The sequence below is a fragment of the Sphingopyxis sp. 22461 genome (assembly GCF_052044915.1).
GTDB lineage: Bacteria > Pseudomonadota > Alphaproteobacteria > Sphingomonadales > Sphingomonadaceae > Sphingopyxis.
Window position 1 is genome coordinate 222531 of the sequence record NZ_JBQENY010000005.1, and the last position, 15217, is coordinate 237747.

A 15217-nucleotide genomic window follows, 5' to 3' on the forward strand; every position below is an offset into this window, starting at 1 on the left:
CGGACTTGATCCGGGATCCCGCTTTTTTGACGCACTCATTGTCTTTGACCTCAAGCGGGACCCCGGATCAAGTCCGGGGTGACGATGAGTGATGGAGCGCTCCCGGTCGCTGCCCGCCTTTCATCATTCCGAGCTTGTTTCCGCGTTCACGGCACTTGCGGTCGGATCGTCGCGCGCTGCCACCTGCTGCTAATTTTCGAGAACGATTCTCAATAGCATATTGACCCTCTGAAATTCCCCGCCTAGACGACCGCTATTGCGAGTCAGTCGCAATCAATCAGGGGAAGAAAATTGAACATCCGAAATTTGCCGTCGATATCCCGCCTTGCCGCAGGCAGCGCGCTGGGCCTCGCGCTCGCCGCGACGGCTTCGCCGGCCTTCGCGCAGGACAATGACGGCGAATATTGGGTGTCGCTCAAGAATCGCATCGTCGTCACCGCGACGCGCACCGCGGTGAAGGCCGAAGACGTCCCGGTCACCGTCACCGTGAAGAGCGACGAGCAGATCGCCGACGAGATGGTCACCGACATCCGCGACCTCGTCCGCTTCGAACCCGGCGTCAGCGTCCAGCGCCAGCCCGCGCGCTTCGGCGCCGCACTCGGCGCCACCGGCCGTGCAGGTAACGACAGCTTCAACATCCGCGGCATCGGCGGCAACCGCGTGCTGATCCAGGTCGACGGCGTCCGCGTTCCCGACGGCTTCAGCTTCGGCGCACAGGCATCGGGGCGCGGCGACTATGTCGACCTCGGCCTCGTCAAATCGGTCGAGATCCTGCGCGGCCCGTCGTCGGCGCTTTATGGCAGCGACGGCCTTGCCGGCGCGGTCAGCTTCATCACCTCCGACCCCGCCGACTTCCTCGAACCCGGCAAGAGCATCGGCGGCCTGCTCCGCGCCGGCTATAACAGCGCCGACGAGGAATTCAGCGAAACCGCGATCCTCGCGGGGCGCAGCCGCGACTGGTCGGTGATGGCGGCCTATACGCGCCGCGATTACAAGGAGCTGGAGAACCAGGGCAGCCTCGGCACGGCGAACGGCATCGGCGCGTCGCGCACGCGCGCCAACCCGCAGGACGGACGCTCGGACGCCGCGCTCGCGCGCATCGTCTACGACCCCGCCAACGGCCACAAGCTGCGCCTGACCGGCGAATATCTCGACACGCGCCTCTATACCAACGGGCTCAGCGGCCTCGGCCCGAACGGGCTCGGCGCGACCGTCGACCGCCTCGAAGGCTTCGACACCGGGACGCGCAAGCGCGTCTCGCTCGACTGGAGCTGGGAAGGCGAGGGGGCGATCGATTTCGCGCGCGTCGCGCTCTACTGGCAGGACGGCGAGGATCGCCAATATACCGAGGAAGACCGCACCCCGTCGGCCGACCGCACGCGCCTCAACACCTTCGAGAACCGCGTCTTTGGCGCCTCGGCCGACGCGCGCGCCGATTTCGCGACGGGTGCGATCACGCACCGTCTCGTCTTTGGCGGCGACATCAGCCAGACGCGCCAGCGCGGCCTTCGCGGCGGCACCGTCCCGCCGGCGGGCGAAACCTATCCCACCCGCGCCTTCCCGAGCACCGACTTCACGCGCGCGGGACTGTTCGTCGGCGACGAGATCGCGATCGCCGACGGCCGCTTGCTGCTCTACCCGGCGCTGCGTTTCGACTGGTACGACCTGTCGCCCGACAACGACCCGCTGCTGCCGACGTTCCGCGGCGCCAAGCAGGACGGCTCGCGCGTCTCGCCCAAGTTCGGCGCGGTGTGGAAAATTACCGACGATGTCCGGTTGTTCGCCAATTATGCGACCGGCTTCAAGGCGCCCGAGCCGGGGCAGGTGAACCAGTTCTTCGAAAACCTCACTTCGCCCTTCTTCTCGTACCGCACGCTTCCCAACCCCGACCTCGGACCCGAGCGTAGCGAAAGCTTCGAGGGCGGTGTGCGCTTCTCGAACGATGCGGTCAGCCTCGACGTCACGGCCTTTTCGGCGCGGTACAAGGATTTCATCAGCCAGGAACAGGTCGGCGGCACCGGCACGATCGCCAACCCCATCCTCTATCAATTCGTGAATCTCGATCGCGTCCGGGTCAAAGGGGCCGAGGCGCGGTTCGAGGGGCGAGCGTCGTCCGGCCTGTATACGACGCTCGCCCTATCCTATGCGAAGGGGGACATCATCGACCCCGACGGCGTGCGGTCGCCGCTGTCGTCAATCGATCCGCTCAAGCTCGTCGCCGGCGTCGGCTATCGGGAATCGTCGGGTCGCTTCGGCGGCCAGATCATTATGACGCACGCGGGCCGCAAGGAAGCGTCGCGCACGACGGGGCTTTGCACCCCCACATGCTTCCGCCCCGATGCTTTCACGATCCTCGACGCGACGGCGTTCGTGCGCGTGATGGATGCGCTCACGCTGCGCGCGGGTGTCTTCAACATCCTCGACAAGAAATACAGCTGGTGGAGCGATGTGCGCGGCCTCGCGATGGGCGGAACGGCAACCGCGCCCACCGTCCCGGCGAGCGCCGACGCCTACACCCAGCCCGGCCGCAACGCGAGCGTGTCGCTGAGCTTCCGCTTTTAAAACAGAAAGAAGGACTGCACCGATGAAAACATATCGCAAGATCGCCGCCAGCCTGTTGCTGCTCTCCGCCGCGCTCCCCGTCGCCGCCTCGGCGCATCCGCCGATCGCCGCCGAGGCCGCCGCCGCCAATTTCGAGCAGGACCGCGCCGACATCCTCGCGATGGCGGGCAACTACCGCGTCAGCTTCAACATGCAGGAATCGACGCGCTGGGATCCGGCGTACGAGGTTCTCGAACCCAAGCGCTCGGGCGGCAACGAGGTCGTGCGCGTGATCGAGGATAGCGGCCGCAAGATCAGCCTGCAGCATATGCTCGTCATCACCGGCGACGACGACAAGAGCATGATCATCAAGCATTGGCGGCAGGACTGGGAATATGAACCCGCGAAGGTGCTGATCTACTCCGACCGCAATGCTTGGACGTGGGAAGATGTGCCTGAAAAGATGCGCACCGGCCGCTGGTCGCAGACGGTCTATCAGGTCGACGACAGCCCGCGTTACGGCGGCTGGGGCCAGTTCGAAACGCAGGGCGGTGTCCGCCGCTGGCGCTCGAACTGGACCTGGCGCCCGCTCGCGCGCCGCGATGCCGTGCGCAATCCGGTCTATGACCGCTACCTGTCGATCAACCGCCACCAGCCCTCGCCCGATGGCTGGGTCCACTGGCAGGACAACACCAAGATGGGGACGAAGGACGGCAAGCTGGTGCCGATCGTTCAGGAATATGTCCTCAACACCTATATCAAATATGACCAATATGACGTGAAGGCGGCCGACGATTATTGGGCCGCGACCAGGGATTATTGGGCCGCCGTGCGCGCCGAATGGGACCGCGTCGCGGCGGCCAAGGGCGGCATCGCGATCGACGAAAAGGCCGATACCGGCACCGTGATCAGCGGCCGCCTGCTCGAAATGGCCGACGACATCCAGGAAAAGAAGCTGACCACCGCCAAGGCGATCGCCGAGGCGAAGAAGCTGATCGAAACGAACACACGCAAGCTTTGACGACCTTCACCATGTGAAGCCCGAAACTGGGGGCGGTCCGAAAGGGCCGCCCCCTATTTTGTTGTGTGGGCGGTGAGACAGCAAAGGGATGGGAAGCGGACGTTGCTTCATTTTCGTTCGTCACCCCGGACTTGATCCGGGGTGACGATAAATAGGATCTGCAACTAGTGGCCGCGAGATAATGATGGAACCTCTATTTCCTCGCGCCGTCGACACTCCAAATCCCCGCGCCGCGCGTCGCGATGAACAGGAAGATGAAGCAGTAGAGGATGATCGTCTCGCCGCCATTGACGATCGGATAAAGCCCTTGCGTTGCGTGTGCGGTCCAATAGCCGACAGCCGCCATGCCGCTCGCGATGAAGGCCGCGGGGCGAGTGAACAGGCCGATGACGATCAGGCCGCCCGCGATCAGCTCGATCGCCCCAGCGGCTTGCAGCATCGGGGTGAGTTCCATCGGGAACTTGACCGGGAAATTGAAGAATTTCTGCACGCCATGCGCCATGAACAACAGGCCCGCGACGATGCGCAGCAATGCATAGGCCTGTTCGCCGAAACCATCGAGAAACTTCATGATTTTCCCCCTCATTCCGATTGTCGAGGCGGGCAGGCTAACCGATTTTCCGTCCGGTGCGAATTTTTTTCGCATATCATGTCACACGCGCCGATCCTGTCTCGTCATGTCGGTACAACCCCTTAAAGGAGACATGACATGACCAAGGTAACCGACCCCTTCGCCGCCTCGCCGCAGCTCATGAAGCAGTGGATGGCGGTCAGCCTCGCGGCCGAAAAAAGCCTTGAGACGAGCCTGATCGAGCTGGTGAAGATCCGCTCGTCGATCCTCAACGGCTGCGCCAACTGCATCAACATGCACACCGCCGACGCGCGCGCGAAGGGCGAGACCGAGCAGCGCATCTATCTGCTCGCGGCATGGGCCGACGCCCCGGTTTATACGCCGCGCGAGCGCGCCGCGCTCGCGTGGACCGACGCCTTGACCCGTCTTTCGCAAGCACACACGCAAAAGGAAGCGCACGCGGCGCTCGACGAGCATTTCACGGCGGAGGAACAGATGAACCTGACCGTGATGATCAACGTCATCAATGGCTGGAACCGCATCGCGGTCGGCTTCGACCTCTGGTACGAAGGCGGCGCGCCCGCGAAGGCCGCCTGATGACCCCCGAAGGCATCCACGGCGACACCGGTGCGGCGGCGGACGCGGCGGCGAGTTTCGACCCGCTGCGTCCGCTGCTCACGCGCGTCGCGTACCGCATGCTCGGCTCGGTCGCCGACGCCGAGGATGTGGTGCAGGATGCCTTCATCCGCTGGCTCGCCGCCGACCGCGATGCGGTGCGCGAGCCCGCGGCGTTCCTCCGCCGCACCGTGACGCGGCTCTGCCTCGACCAGATCAAGTCGGCGCGAAACCAGCGCGAGACCTATGTCGGCCCCTGGCTCCCCGACCCGCTGGTCGAGGAGGAGGAAGCGGACGACGTCACACTGCCGCTGATGCTCGCGCTCGAACGGCTCTCCCCCTTGGAGCGCGCCGCGTTCCTTCTGCACGACGTCTTCGGCGTCGAGTATGACGAGGTCGCGAAGACGATCGACCGCGATCCCGCCGCGACGCGCCAGCTCGCGGCGCGCGCGCGCACCCACGTCCGCGACGCGCGCCCGCGCTACAAGCTCGAGAAAGAGCAGGGGCTGCAGATCGCCAACGCCTTTTTCGCGGCCTCGCGCAGCGGCGATATGGGCGCGCTCGGCGCGCTGCTCGCCGCCGATGTCGGCATGTGGGCCGATGGCGGCGGCAAGCGCCCCGCCGCGATGGGACCGGTAATCGGATACGACATCGTGCTGAAACTGCACCGCAGCCTTGCGGTGCTCTTCGGCAAATATGGCTCGACGCTCGTCCACGCCGGAATGATCAACGGCCTGCCGGGCTTCGTCACGCGCGAGGCCGATGGCGAGCTCCAGACCACCGCGCTCGAGATTGCCGACGGCAAGGTCACCGCCATTTATGTCATGCGCAACCCCGACAAGCTCAAGCACATGCACTGAAGCTCAGGCGGCGCGGCATACCCCCGCGGCGACGAACAGGATCGCGGCGGCAAAGCTCGCCGCGGTGCGGACCGAGTTCCAGAAGGTCCAATCCTTGAGATAACGCGTCCACAGCGCCGCGCCCTCGGGCGTGCCGACCGGCGCCCTGGCGAGCGCATTGTTGAGCGGGACGTTCAGCGCCATCGTGACCCCGTCGCAGCCGATGACATAGAGCAGCGCCGCGGCGAGGATCAGCTTGCCGTCGAGCGAACCGAGCGATCCCAGCGCCATCGCCGCCGCGATCAGGCACAGCAGCCCGGTGCCGAACAATGCGGTCATGAAGGCCGGGTTGATCACCGTGACGTTGATCGAATTCATCGCACTCGCGCCCTGCTCGGGCGCGAGCCGTCCAAGCCCGGCCATGATGAAGCTGGAAAAGCCGAAGAAGACCCCGCCGACCAGCGCCGCGCCGCCCGCGGCGGCGAAGCTGAGGCCGGTCAAAAGATTATCGGCCATGCTGCCCTCCCGAAATCTTCTTCGATACAAGGCGATAGGTGATGCGGTACAATTCCATCGATTGCGCTCCTCCCCGCTGGCTCGAAAAGGTCAGCCGGTCCGGTGCCGACCAGTCGAGCATCGGCCCATAACTGTCCTTGACCGGATCGTTCACCGCGAGGGGTAATATCATTCCCGCACCGTAGCGGCCACTCTGCGATGTCGCGGCGAACAGGTCGATGCGATCGTCCTTCATGCTCGGCGCGCGCGCGAAGACCAAGGTCCGGCTGTCGGCGAGAAAGCTCGCGTCGAATTCGTCGGCGGGGGTGTTGATTGCGCCGGGCAGCGGCACGGCGGCGGCAAAGCCGCGCGCTTTCGGTTGCGCGGTGTAAAGGTCGTGGCGCCCCGCGCCGCCCGGCCGGTCGCTCGAAAACAGCAGCCGCCGGCCGTCGGGCGACAGCATCGGCGCATATTCGTTCGCCGCGCTATTGACCTGCGGCCCCAGATTTTCGGGCGTGCCGAACCCCTTTGCGGTCACGGCAACGCGGTAGAGGTCATCCTTGCCCATCCCGCCGGGCCGGTCCGAACAGAAATAGACGAAGCGTCCGTCGCGCGAGAAAGCGGGGTCGAAATCGCGCCCCGGCGAATTGAACGAAACCGGCGTCGCGGGCGCCCACTCGTTTCCCTCGCGGCGTGCGATCCAGATGTCGTAGCCGCCGGGCCCGCCGGGCCGGTCGCGGCTGAACCACAAAGCGGTTCGACCGTCGGGGCTGATCGTCAGGCGAATGTCCGAATGACCGGTCGAGGCGATCCCCGGCGCGAACAGCTCGGCCTCGACGACGATCTCGACCGCGGGCGCCGCGGCGAGCAGCGAAAGCGCGAGGGCAAATGCCGCCATCTCACGCCGTCCGTTCGAAATCGCTGATCCAGTTGGTCTCCCAGCTCTGGCCGCCGTCGGCCGACGATGCCTGCTCCCAGCGCGCCGAGGTCGCGGTGATGCGCGACCATAAAACGCGCGTCTTGATCGGCCGCCCCTCGAAACTGTCGTCGCCGATAAAGGTGCCGACCCCGCCCGCAAAGCCGCCGCGCACCGGCGGCGCGATGCTCGTCGGACTGCGCCCGTCGAGCCACCAGCTCAGCCATTCGCCCGTCGCCGGATCGAGCGTGCGGATGCCGACCCCGCGGAACGGCGCGCCGGGAAAGTTCATCACATTGTCGCCGACGTTACCGCGCCCGCCGAGCACGGGCCAGTTCACCAGCGTCCCGTCGAAATCGATCCAGTCGCGGCTTCCGGCGAGCCGCGTCTTCAGCTTGCGGTGCCTGACTTTCCATGCGCCGACGAGAAAAGCGAAGTCGTCCGCATTTGGCGCCTTTTCCGCGAGCATCGGCAATGGCTTTGGCGTTGCGCCGGTGCGGGTAAAATAGTTGCGCCAGTTGATCTCCCACGTTTTGCCGCCGTCGGTCGAAAACCCCTGGTCCCAATGCGGGCGCGGGCCGTGGACCTCGTGCCAGCGGAAGCGGACGGCGATCTCCTGTCCCTTGAACGTGTCGTGCCCCGTAAAGACGCCTTCGTTGCCGTCGAACCGTCCGATCACGGGCGGGTCGATATGCGTCGGGTTGCGGCCGTCGACCCACCAGATCGCCCATCGCCGCGTCGCGGGGTCGAAGGCGCGGATGGTGAAGCCGCGATATTCGCCGTCCGGCAAATCGAGGATATTGTCGTCGATCGTCCCGAGCCCACCCAGCGTCAGCCAGCACGCGCTCCTGCCGCCGAATTCGGCCCAGTCGTCGCTGCCCGCGAGCCGTTCCTTGAGCCGCCGGTGCCAGACGTCCCAATTGCCGACCAGCCATTGCCAGTCGCGATGATGCGCGTCGTGCCCCCATGCGGGCGCGCCGAAAGCCGCCGCGCCACCGGCGAGGATCATCGTTTCGATCAGGCGGCGGCGGTCGAGCGAAGTGGGAAGATGGGTCATCGGGCCTCCAGCGAATGGGTGGCTTGGTCTGCTCCGCGCGCGACGCTTTGAGGATGCGAAGAATGGCTGTAGAGGCTAAGTCATATTTATGGTTCGCACCGACAAGCTTCCGCCCTTGCCCTCGATCCGCGCCTTCGAAGCCGCTGCGCGGCTCGAAAGCTTTGCCCGCGCCGCGCAGGAACTCGGCACCACCGCCGCGTCGGTCAGCTACCATGTCCGCCAGCTCGAACAGCAGACCGGGCTGCATCTGTTCGTCCGTCATCCGCACAAGGTCGTGCTGACCGCCGCCGGCGCCGCGATCGCGCGCGAGGCGACGGCCGCCTTCGCGGCGCTGCATGCGAGCTTCGTAAAGGCGCAGGACCGGGACGAGGCACGGCTGTCGCTGACGACGCTCCCGACCTTCGGGACGAGCTGGCTCACCCCGCGGCTTGGGCTGTTCCGCGCGCGCCATCCCGACATCGCGATCGAACTCGAACTCTCGGCCGAGCCGCAGGCGCTCGGCGATGGCCGTTTCGACGCCGCGATCCGCCACGGTCTCGGCGACTGGCGCGGCCTCAGAAGCGTCCGATTGTTCCCCGTCCTGTTCATGCCGCTTTGCGCGCCCGCACTGAAGGTCGCGGCCGCCGGGCTGGAGAATCCGGGCAAAGCGCTCGCTGTCCCGCTGCTCGGCCGGCCCGACTGGTGGGGACTGTGGTATCGCGCGCTCGGCGTCGCCCCGGGGCCGCCACCCGACCGCTTCGGCACCAGCCTCGCCGCCGAGCATATGGATATCGCCGCCGCGATCGCGGGGCACGGGATCGCGATCGGCTCGCCGATCCTGTTCCGCGACGAAATCGCCGCCGGCCGCCTCGTGCCCGCGCACGACCTCGTCGCGGGCGACGGCCGCGCCTTCTGGTTCGTCTATCCCGTCGCGCGGCTGCAGAGCCAAAAGATCGCGCACTTTCGCGATTGGCTAGCAGAAGCGGCGACCGCCGAGGTGGCGGCTGCGCAGACCCATATCAGCGATGCAATCATCCTTGAGCCGTGACCATGAGCAAATATCGCTGTCCTACAAAATCGTGGCGCGATAGCGTGGCGGCGATGACACGCCCTTGCCCCATTCGCGCCGTTGGCGCCCCGTCTCCCGGACAATATATGCGATTCCAGTGTGAAGTTACCCAGTTTTCTGCCGATTTTTGCGCCGAGCCGATCCGATGCTGAGCGTCGAAACCCACGCCGCGACGCCGTGGCCCGATCCGCTCGACTGGGAGGTGCGGGCGGGCGAGGCGGTCGCCGCCGCGCTCGCGCTGACGCCCTATGCCGAGCTTGCCGACGCCGCGCCGCTCGTCGAGGTGTCGGTGCGGCTGACCGACGATGCGGAGGTCCACACGCTCAACCGCGATTTTCGCGGCAAGGACAAGCCGACCAACGTTCTCTCCTTTCCGCAGGTCCAGGAGGATCTGCTCGAAAGCCTCGCGAACAGCGACGATGGCGAAATCCTGCTCGGCGACATCGTGCTCGCGCGCGAAACCTGCGCGCGCGAGGCGGAGGAGAAGGGGATTTCGCTTCCCGATCACGCGACGCATCTGATCGTCCACGGCACGCTGCATCTCGTCGGTTACGACCATATGGACGATCACTCAGCCGTGGCGATGGAGGCGCTTGAGGTGAAAGCGCTTGCATCGCTGGGCATCGCCAATCCATATGCGGAACTCGACTAGCAGGGAAACGACACGCACATGCCCGACGACCAGGGATCTTCGAGCCGATCGGAAGAGGACAGTAGTAGACCCGGACTATTGTCCGGGCTGAAGAATCTGTTGTTCGGCGGCGACAAGGAACCGTCGCTGCGCGAGCAGATCGAAGAGGTCATCGACGAGGCCGAGGAAGAGGGGCAGGAACGGCGCGGCAGCAGCGTCGTCGGCGACCTGTCGCAGATCGAGCGCAAGATGCTGCGCAACCTGCTCCACTTCGGCGAACAGACCGTCGACGATGTCGCGGTGCCGCGCGCCGACATCATCGCGATCCCCGAAAGCGCGAGCTTTGCCGAGATCGTCGCGTCCTTCGCCGAAGCCGGGCACAGCCGCCTGCCGGTCTACCGCGAGAATCTCGACGAAGTCGTCGGCATGATCCACGTCAAGGACGTGTTCGCGGTGCTCGCCGAAGGGCGCACCCCGCCGCCCTTGCTCGACCTCATTCGCCAGCCGCTTTACGTCCCGCAATCGATGGGCGTGCTCGACCTGCTCGCCGAAATGCGCGCGAAACGTACGCATCTGGCGATCGTCATCGACGAATATTCGGGCACCGAGGGGCTGCTGACGATCGAGGATCTGGTCGAGGAAATCGTGGGCGAGATCGAGGACGAGCATGACGACGAGCCAACCGCGCTGTTCGCGCCGGGCGAGGGCGGTTGCTGGGAAGCCGACGCGCGCGCCGAGCTCGACGACGTCGGCGAGGCGATCGACCCGCGGCTCGCCGAGATCGAGGAAGATGTCGACACGCTGGGCGGCCTCGCCGCCGTGCTCGCGGGCCATGTCCCCGAGGTCGGCGAAATCCTCGTCCACCCGAGCGGCTGGCGCATCGAGGTCATCGAGGCCGACGAGCGCCGCGTCCACCGCCTGCGCCTCCACCCGCCGGTGGTCGTCGATCTGGAAGCGCCGTCGGAAACCGGGGACTAGGTTCTTCCGCTAATCCGGATCGATGTTGACCACATTATATTTGAGCGCCTCTTTCCGCGTCAGGCATCGCCGTGTCGACCGGTCTTCCCCGGTCGCGATCGCTTTCTGCCGGTACATGATATCGGACAGCAGGTCGCGCGAGACATCGAGGCGGATGAGCAGGTCGTTATCCTCGGTCGCCATCAGCGCCGCCTCCCGCTCGACGTCGCTGATCAGCTCGGTGGTGGACTCGGCGCCCATCGCGACGCTCGACTGAATGGCGTTCTTGTCGCCGGTCATCGTGAACATATGGACCATGAAATATCCGCCCGGGTCGATCGTGCGCGCGCGGCCGCCCATGAAGACGAAATTGCACGCGCTGAAACAAGTCCACCCCGACGGAATGCGGGTCACCATCTGGCGCTCCTTGCTGAACTTGCGGATCAGCAATCCCGCGGCATTGCCGGCGCGCGCATCCCCGCCCGGCGACCGGATCCAGATTTCGCTGATCGACGGATTGTCGGTCAGCACCTTTTCGAGCCGCGCCGGAAGCTCGCTATCGACGCGGCCCTCGGCCAGCAGCACGGTTTCGCCGCTGCGCTGGAACGGGGTCAGTACCATCGTCTTATAGTCCGACCAGCTGGGATTGGCGGGGCAGGTCGGATTGTCGGGGTCCATGCCGGGCGGCGTCGCGGCGGTGCATACGAGCGCCCCGACAAGCGCTGTGACCGATTTGATCCAATGGTTCATACGATCATCCCCACATAAGGCGGACCCCTAACCGCAGATGCGATCATGCTATGTCATCGCCACGGCCAAAACAATATCACGGCATGGGCATTTGGCGGTGTGATCCGCGTCATTGACCCCGCTTGTGAGGCCGTCCATTCGGGCTTAGCCTTGGAGACAAGGGATGGGAGTCAGATATGCGGGCAAAACTGCGATATCGGTCAGGGATCGGCGCCATTTTTTTGGTGCTGCTGTCGAGCAGCGCTGTCGCCGCGGCCTGGCAAAGCGCGCCGAGCGAAGGCGACAAGGCCTTTGTCCCGGCGCCGGTCGCCGAACCTGCACTGCCCGCTCTCCCCGATCGACCTGTGCTCGACACACGCAGCTACCCCAGGTGCCGCGAGGATTATAAAAAGATCGACGCGCCGTTCGACAAAGCGGCTGCGATCAACCGCTGCACGGCGGCGATCGACACCTATTATACGCAAAAGATGCTTCCGTATCGCGAGGCGATGATCGTCTATCAAAATGCGTTGTCGTCGCTTTATACGGCCAGGGTCGGGGGCAATATGCGCTATTCTCCGGCGACCCAGGACCGTTTCTATAAAGCCGTGATGGCGGAACACGCCGCCTCCGATCCCGAGGGCGCGAACCTCGCCGCCTATCGCGGGCTGGAGGCGCAGTATCAGACCGATCGCGCCTATCTGGCCGACCGGTTCTGCTTCAACACCGGCTGCAACGGCTATCCGGTTCCCGCCTCCGCCGTCAAAGTCGCCGCGCCCGAAGCCACAGGGGCGCCGTCCAAAAAGAAAAGCGACGAGACGAAGCGCGCCAGCAGCGACGCCCCCGATCCGAAATGCAAGAAGGCGCGCAAGCGGGGCGGCGCGCTGGGCGGGCTGCTCGGCGGCGTCGCGGGCAGCGCCGTGGGGCTCAAGGGCGTGGGTACGCTTGTGTCGGGACTGGTCGGCGCAGTGCTCGTCGCCGAAATCGCCTGCCAGCTCGACGAAAAAGAGCAGAAAGTCGCCGCCGAGGCGACCGTGGCGGTCACGAAAAAGGAAGAGGTCGGCGCGACCGCCAACTGGACGAGCCCGACGCGCGAAGGCGTGGCGGGATCATCGACGATCACCGCGCTCAACACCGAGCCCAATGGCAGCAAATGCCTGTCGATCACCGACATTGCCATTGTCGAGGGCGAAGAGACGCGCGTCTCGAAACGCATGTGCCGTTCGAAACCGGGCGAACCCTATAGCATCATGGCCTGACGGCGGCGTTGCGTTTGCACCGCAAGGGGATTAGCGCAGGCGCGATGGACGTCTCCGACCTTCGCATCGCCCTGTTCAGCGGCAATTATAATATGACCACCGACGGCGCGAACAAGGCGCTGAACCGTCTGGTCGGCTATCTTCAGGACCATGGCGCCGCGGTGCGCGTCTATTCGCCGACCGTCGCCCACCCCGCTTTCGAGCCGACGGGCGATCTGGTCAGCGTGCCGTCGATCGCGATTCCGGGCCGCAGCGAATATCGCGTTCCGGTGTCTTTTTCGTCGCGTGTCCGCGAAGACATCGTCAATTTCGCGCCCAATATCGTCCATATCTCCAGTCCCGACCGCGTCGCGCGGCAGGCGGCGGCGTGGGCGCGGCGCCGGCGGCTGCCGGTCGCCTGTTCGGTGCACACGCGCTTTGAAACCTATGTCCGCTATTATAATCTGTCGTTCCTCGAACCCGTTATGGTCGCCTGGCTGCGCAAGCTTTACCGCAAATGCGATGCGCTGATCGCGCCGTCCGAAAGCTTTGCGCAGGTGCTGCGCGAACAGCGGATGAACTACGACATTGGCATCTGGACCCGCGGCGTCGAGCAGTCGGTTTTCAATCCCGCCCGCCGCGACATGGCATGGCGCCGCTCGCTCGGGATCGAAGACGATGTGCCCGCGATCGCCTTCCTCGGCAGGCTGGTGATGGAAAAAGGGCTCGACGTCTTTGCCGACGCCATCGACGTGCTTCAGCGGCGCGGCGTGCCGCACAAGGTTGTCGTGATCGGCGAGGGTCCCGCCGGCGAATGGTTCGAATCGCGCCTGCCCAACGCCAATTTCGTCGGCTTCCAGGGCGGCGCCGATCTCGCGCATGCGCTCGCCTCGTGCGACATTTTCTTCAACCCGTCGGTGACCGAGACGTTCGGCAATGTGACCCTCGAAGCGATGGCGTGCGGCCTGCCCGTCGTCGCGGCGCGCGCGACCGGCAGCGCCAGCATCGTCAAGCATGGGCAGACCGGTTACCTCGTCGCGCCCGGCTCGATCACGAGCTTCGCCGACCATCTCGAGCGCTATTGCCGCGATATCCAGCTGCGCGCCGAACATGGCGCGGCGGCGGTGCTCGAAAGCGGCTCCTATCAGTGGGATGCGATCAACCAGGCGGTCGCCGACACCTATATCCGCCTGATCCGCCAGAAACAGCGGCGCCGGAGCTGAGCGTCCGATGGCCGGGGACCTGTTCGGCGAGGATGCACCGGCGCAGCGCGAAGGCGCCGCTACCGGGCCCGTGCCGCTCGCCGAGCGACTGCGACCCCGCACGCTCGCCGATGTCGTCGGGCAGGAACATCTGACCGGTCCCGAAGGCGCGATCGGCCGTATGGTCGCGGCGGGCCAATTGTCGTCGATCATCCTTTGGGGTCCGCCGGGCACGGGTAAGACGACGATCGCGCGGCTGCTCGCCGAAGCCGTCGGTATGCGCTTTGCGCCGCTGTCGGCGGTCTTCTCGGGCGTCGCCGACCTCCGGCAAGCCTTTGCCGATGCAGAGAAGATGGCAGCGGCGGGCAAGCGCACCCTGCTGTTCGTCGACGAGATTCATCGCTTCAATCGCGCGCAACAGGACGGCTTCCTGCCCTATGTCGAACGCGGCACCGTCGTGCTCGTCGGCGCGACGACCGAGAACCCGAGCTTCGCGCTCAATGCGGCGCTGCTGTCGCGGGCGCAGGTGCTGGTGCTGGGCCGTTTGGGTGAAGAGGCGCTGGCAACGCTGGTCGAGCGCGCCGAGGCCGAGGTCAGGCGCAGCCTTCCCGTCACCGACGACGCCAGAGCGGCGTTGATCTCCAGCGCCGATGGCGACGGCCGCTTCCTGCTCAACCAGGTCGAAACCTTGTTCGCGACGGCGATCGATGCGCCGCTCGACCCTGCCGAACTCGCGCAGTTCCTGCATCGCCGCATGCCCGTCTACGACAAGGATCGCGACGGCCATTATAATCTGATCTCGGCGCTGCATAAGGCGCTGCGCGGATCGGACCCGCAGGCGTCGCTCTATTGGCTCGCGCGCATGCTCGTCGCGGGCGAGGAGCCGCTTTATGTCCTGCGCCGGATCGTCCGCTTCGCGAGCGAAGATATTGGCCTCGCCGACCCGCAAGCGCTGGTACAGTGCCTCGCCGCCAAGGATGCCTATCAGTTCCTCGGCTCGCCCGAAGGCGAACTCGCGATCGTGCAGGCGTGCCTCTATTGCGCGACGGCGCCCAAGTCGAACGCCGCCTATGCGGCACAGAAAGCGGCATGGGCGGCGGCACGCGAAACCGGCAGCCTCGCGCCGCCCGCCAATATCCTCAACGCCCCGACCAAGCTGATGAAAGACTTGGGTTATGGTGAGGGCTACAGCTACGACCATGATGCGCCCGACGGCTTTTCGGGCGACAATTATTGGCCCGACGATATGGCGCCGGCCGATTTCTATCGCCCCGTCGACCGCGGTTTCGAAAAGCGGATCGCCGAACGCCTCGCCTGGTGGGACGAACGGCGCCGCGCGAAGGGCTGACGCCGGCCT

The 15217-nt window shown here is 65.7% G+C and carries 15 protein-coding genes; 10 read left to right on the forward strand and 5 right to left on the reverse strand.

All coding sequences use genetic code 11. From position 1 onward, the window contains the following. The first annotated feature begins 291 nt into the window (after nucleotides 1–291). Both ACTJI5_RS10520 and ACTJI5_RS10525 read left to right on the forward strand, forming a co-directional pair. A complete protein-coding gene (locus ACTJI5_RS10520) occupies nucleotides 292–2562 on the forward strand; it encodes a TonB-dependent hemoglobin/transferrin/lactoferrin family receptor (RefSeq protein WP_440860254.1) in 2271 nt (756 codons plus the stop codon). Nucleotides 2563–2584: 22 nt separating this feature from the next. Next, nucleotides 2585–3562, forward strand: a complete 978-nt coding sequence (locus ACTJI5_RS10525; protein ID WP_440860255.1) for a DUF6607 family protein — start codon at nucleotides 2585–2587, stop codon at nucleotides 3560–3562. Nucleotides 3563–3755: 193 nt separating this feature from the next. Here ACTJI5_RS10525 and ACTJI5_RS10530 read toward each other — a convergent pair whose 3' ends face one another. Beyond that, complete coding sequence (locus ACTJI5_RS10530) at nucleotides 3756–4133, reverse strand: DoxX family protein (RefSeq protein ID WP_058537190.1); 378 nt, start codon at nucleotides 4131–4133, stop codon at nucleotides 3756–3758. A 138-nt stretch (nucleotides 4134–4271) separates the two neighbouring features. Here ACTJI5_RS10530 and ACTJI5_RS10535 point away from each other — a divergent pair, with 138 nt between their 5' ends. Together ACTJI5_RS10535 and ACTJI5_RS10540 are read left to right on the forward strand one after the other, a co-directional pair. Continuing rightward, nucleotides 4272–4730 (forward strand): carboxymuconolactone decarboxylase family protein, encoded by a 459-nt coding sequence (locus ACTJI5_RS10535; protein WP_058537189.1) that lies wholly within the window; start codon nucleotides 4272–4274, stop codon nucleotides 4728–4730. After that, nucleotides 4730–5608 carry a sigma-70 family RNA polymerase sigma factor gene (locus ACTJI5_RS10540; protein ID WP_440860256.1) on the forward strand — a complete coding sequence of 293 codons (879 nt, stop codon included), beginning with the start codon at nucleotides 4730–4732 and terminating at the stop codon, nucleotides 5606–5608. Before ACTJI5_RS10535 ends, ACTJI5_RS10540 begins: the two co-directional genes overlap by 1 nt. Nucleotides 5609–5611: 3 nt before the next feature. Here the strand turns inward: ACTJI5_RS10540 and ACTJI5_RS10545 are convergent, their stop codons facing one another. From ACTJI5_RS10545 to ACTJI5_RS10555, 3 genes are read right to left on the reverse strand one after another with little or no spacing between them, the layout of a single operon-like run. Then, nucleotides 5612–6103, reverse strand: coding sequence for an anthrone oxygenase family protein (locus ACTJI5_RS10545; RefSeq protein ID WP_440860257.1), 492 nt, complete (start codon nucleotides 6101–6103; stop codon nucleotides 5612–5614). Further along, nucleotides 6093–6980 carry a TolB family protein gene (locus ACTJI5_RS10550; RefSeq protein ID WP_440860258.1) on the reverse strand — a complete coding sequence of 296 codons (888 nt, stop codon included), beginning with the start codon at nucleotides 6978–6980 and terminating at the stop codon, nucleotides 6093–6095. The genes ACTJI5_RS10545 and ACTJI5_RS10550 overlap by 11 nt, the downstream gene beginning before the upstream one ends. A gap of 1 nt (nucleotide 6981) precedes the next feature. Beyond that, nucleotides 6982–8055, reverse strand: coding sequence for a hypothetical protein (locus tag ACTJI5_RS10555; protein WP_440860259.1), 1074 nt, complete (start codon nucleotides 8053–8055; stop codon nucleotides 6982–6984). Between the two features lie 88 nt (nucleotides 8056–8143). Here ACTJI5_RS10555 and ACTJI5_RS10560 point away from each other — a divergent pair, with 88 nt between their 5' ends. The 3 genes from ACTJI5_RS10560 (at nucleotide 8144) to ACTJI5_RS10570 (ending at nucleotide 10712) form a co-directional block, all read left to right on the forward strand. Next, nucleotides 8144–9082 carry a LysR substrate-binding domain-containing protein gene (locus tag ACTJI5_RS10560; protein ID WP_440860260.1) on the forward strand — a complete coding sequence of 313 codons (939 nt, stop codon included), beginning with the start codon at nucleotides 8144–8146 and terminating at the stop codon, nucleotides 9080–9082. 166 nt (nucleotides 9083–9248) lie between these two features. Then, nucleotides 9249–9755 (forward strand): rRNA maturation RNase YbeY, encoded by a 507-nt coding sequence (ybeY, locus tag ACTJI5_RS10565; protein ID WP_440860261.1) that lies wholly within the window; start codon nucleotides 9249–9251, stop codon nucleotides 9753–9755. Between the two features lie 18 nt (nucleotides 9756–9773). Next, a complete protein-coding gene (locus ACTJI5_RS10570; RefSeq protein ID WP_058537182.1) occupies nucleotides 9774–10712 on the forward strand; it encodes a hemolysin family protein in 939 nt (312 codons plus the stop codon). A gap of 9 nt (nucleotides 10713–10721) precedes the next feature. Here the strand turns inward: ACTJI5_RS10570 and ACTJI5_RS10575 are convergent, their stop codons facing one another. Beyond that, nucleotides 10722–11441 (reverse strand): hypothetical protein, encoded by a 720-nt coding sequence (locus ACTJI5_RS10575; protein WP_058537181.1) that lies wholly within the window; start codon nucleotides 11439–11441, stop codon nucleotides 10722–10724. Between the two features lie 176 nt (nucleotides 11442–11617). On the opposite strand from ACTJI5_RS10575, the gene ACTJI5_RS10580 reads away from it, so the two are divergent. Genes ACTJI5_RS10580 through ACTJI5_RS10590 form a run of 3 tightly spaced genes read left to right on the forward strand, consistent with a single transcriptional unit; the run spans nucleotide 11618 to nucleotide 15208 of the window. Continuing rightward, nucleotides 11618–12679 carry a hypothetical protein gene (locus ACTJI5_RS10580; protein WP_440860262.1) on the forward strand — a complete coding sequence of 354 codons (1062 nt, stop codon included), beginning with the start codon at nucleotides 11618–11620 and terminating at the stop codon, nucleotides 12677–12679. Between the two features lie 44 nt (nucleotides 12680–12723). Then, nucleotides 12724–13881 carry a glycosyltransferase family 4 protein gene (locus ACTJI5_RS10585; RefSeq protein ID WP_058537179.1) on the forward strand — a complete coding sequence of 386 codons (1158 nt, stop codon included), beginning with the start codon at nucleotides 12724–12726 and terminating at the stop codon, nucleotides 13879–13881. Between the two features lie 7 nt (nucleotides 13882–13888). After that, nucleotides 13889–15208: a replication-associated recombination protein A gene (locus tag ACTJI5_RS10590; protein WP_156419767.1), complete on the forward strand. Its 1320-nt coding sequence runs from the start codon at nucleotides 13889–13891 to the stop codon at nucleotides 15206–15208. Nucleotides 15209–15217: the final 9 nt, after the last annotated feature.

Excerpts from the sequence above, each read along its gene's own strand:
- ACTJI5_RS10550 (WP_440860258.1), bottom strand. The coding sequence starts at position 6,980 with ATGGCGGCATTTGCCCTCGCGCTTTCGCTGCTCGCCGCGGCGCCCGCG.
- ACTJI5_RS10555 (WP_440860259.1), bottom strand. The coding sequence starts at position 8,055 with ATGACCCATCTTCCCACTTCGCTCGACCGCCGCCGCCTGATCGAAACG.
- ACTJI5_RS10590 (WP_156419767.1), top strand. The coding sequence starts at position 13,889 with ATGGCCGGGGACCTGTTCGGCGAGGATGCACCGGCGCAGCGCGAAGGC.
- ACTJI5_RS10525 (WP_440860255.1), top strand. The coding sequence starts at position 2,585 with ATGAAAACATATCGCAAGATCGCCGCCAGCCTGTTGCTGCTCTCCGCC.
- ACTJI5_RS10540 (WP_440860256.1), top strand. The coding sequence starts at position 4,730 with ATGACCCCCGAAGGCATCCACGGCGACACCGGTGCGGCGGCGGACGCG.
- ACTJI5_RS10570 (WP_058537182.1), top strand. The coding sequence starts at position 9,774 with ATGCCCGACGACCAGGGATCTTCGAGCCGATCGGAAGAGGACAGTAGT.
- ACTJI5_RS10575 (WP_058537181.1), bottom strand. The coding sequence starts at position 11,441 with ATGAACCATTGGATCAAATCGGTCACAGCGCTTGTCGGGGCGCTCGTA.
- ybeY (WP_440860261.1), top strand. The coding sequence starts at position 9,249 with ATGCTGAGCGTCGAAACCCACGCCGCGACGCCGTGGCCCGATCCGCTC.
- ACTJI5_RS10535 (WP_058537189.1), top strand. The coding sequence starts at position 4,272 with ATGACCAAGGTAACCGACCCCTTCGCCGCCTCGCCGCAGCTCATGAAG.
- ACTJI5_RS10560 (WP_440860260.1), top strand. The coding sequence starts at position 8,144 with ATGGTTCGCACCGACAAGCTTCCGCCCTTGCCCTCGATCCGCGCCTTC.
- ACTJI5_RS10545 (WP_440860257.1), bottom strand. The coding sequence starts at position 6,103 with ATGGCCGATAATCTTTTGACCGGCCTCAGCTTCGCCGCCGCGGGCGGC.
- ACTJI5_RS10585 (WP_058537179.1), top strand. The coding sequence starts at position 12,724 with ATGGACGTCTCCGACCTTCGCATCGCCCTGTTCAGCGGCAATTATAAT.
- ACTJI5_RS10580 (WP_440860262.1), top strand. The coding sequence starts at position 11,618 with ATGCGGGCAAAACTGCGATATCGGTCAGGGATCGGCGCCATTTTTTTG.
- ACTJI5_RS10530 (WP_058537190.1), bottom strand. The coding sequence starts at position 4,133 with ATGAAGTTTCTCGATGGTTTCGGCGAACAGGCCTATGCATTGCTGCGC.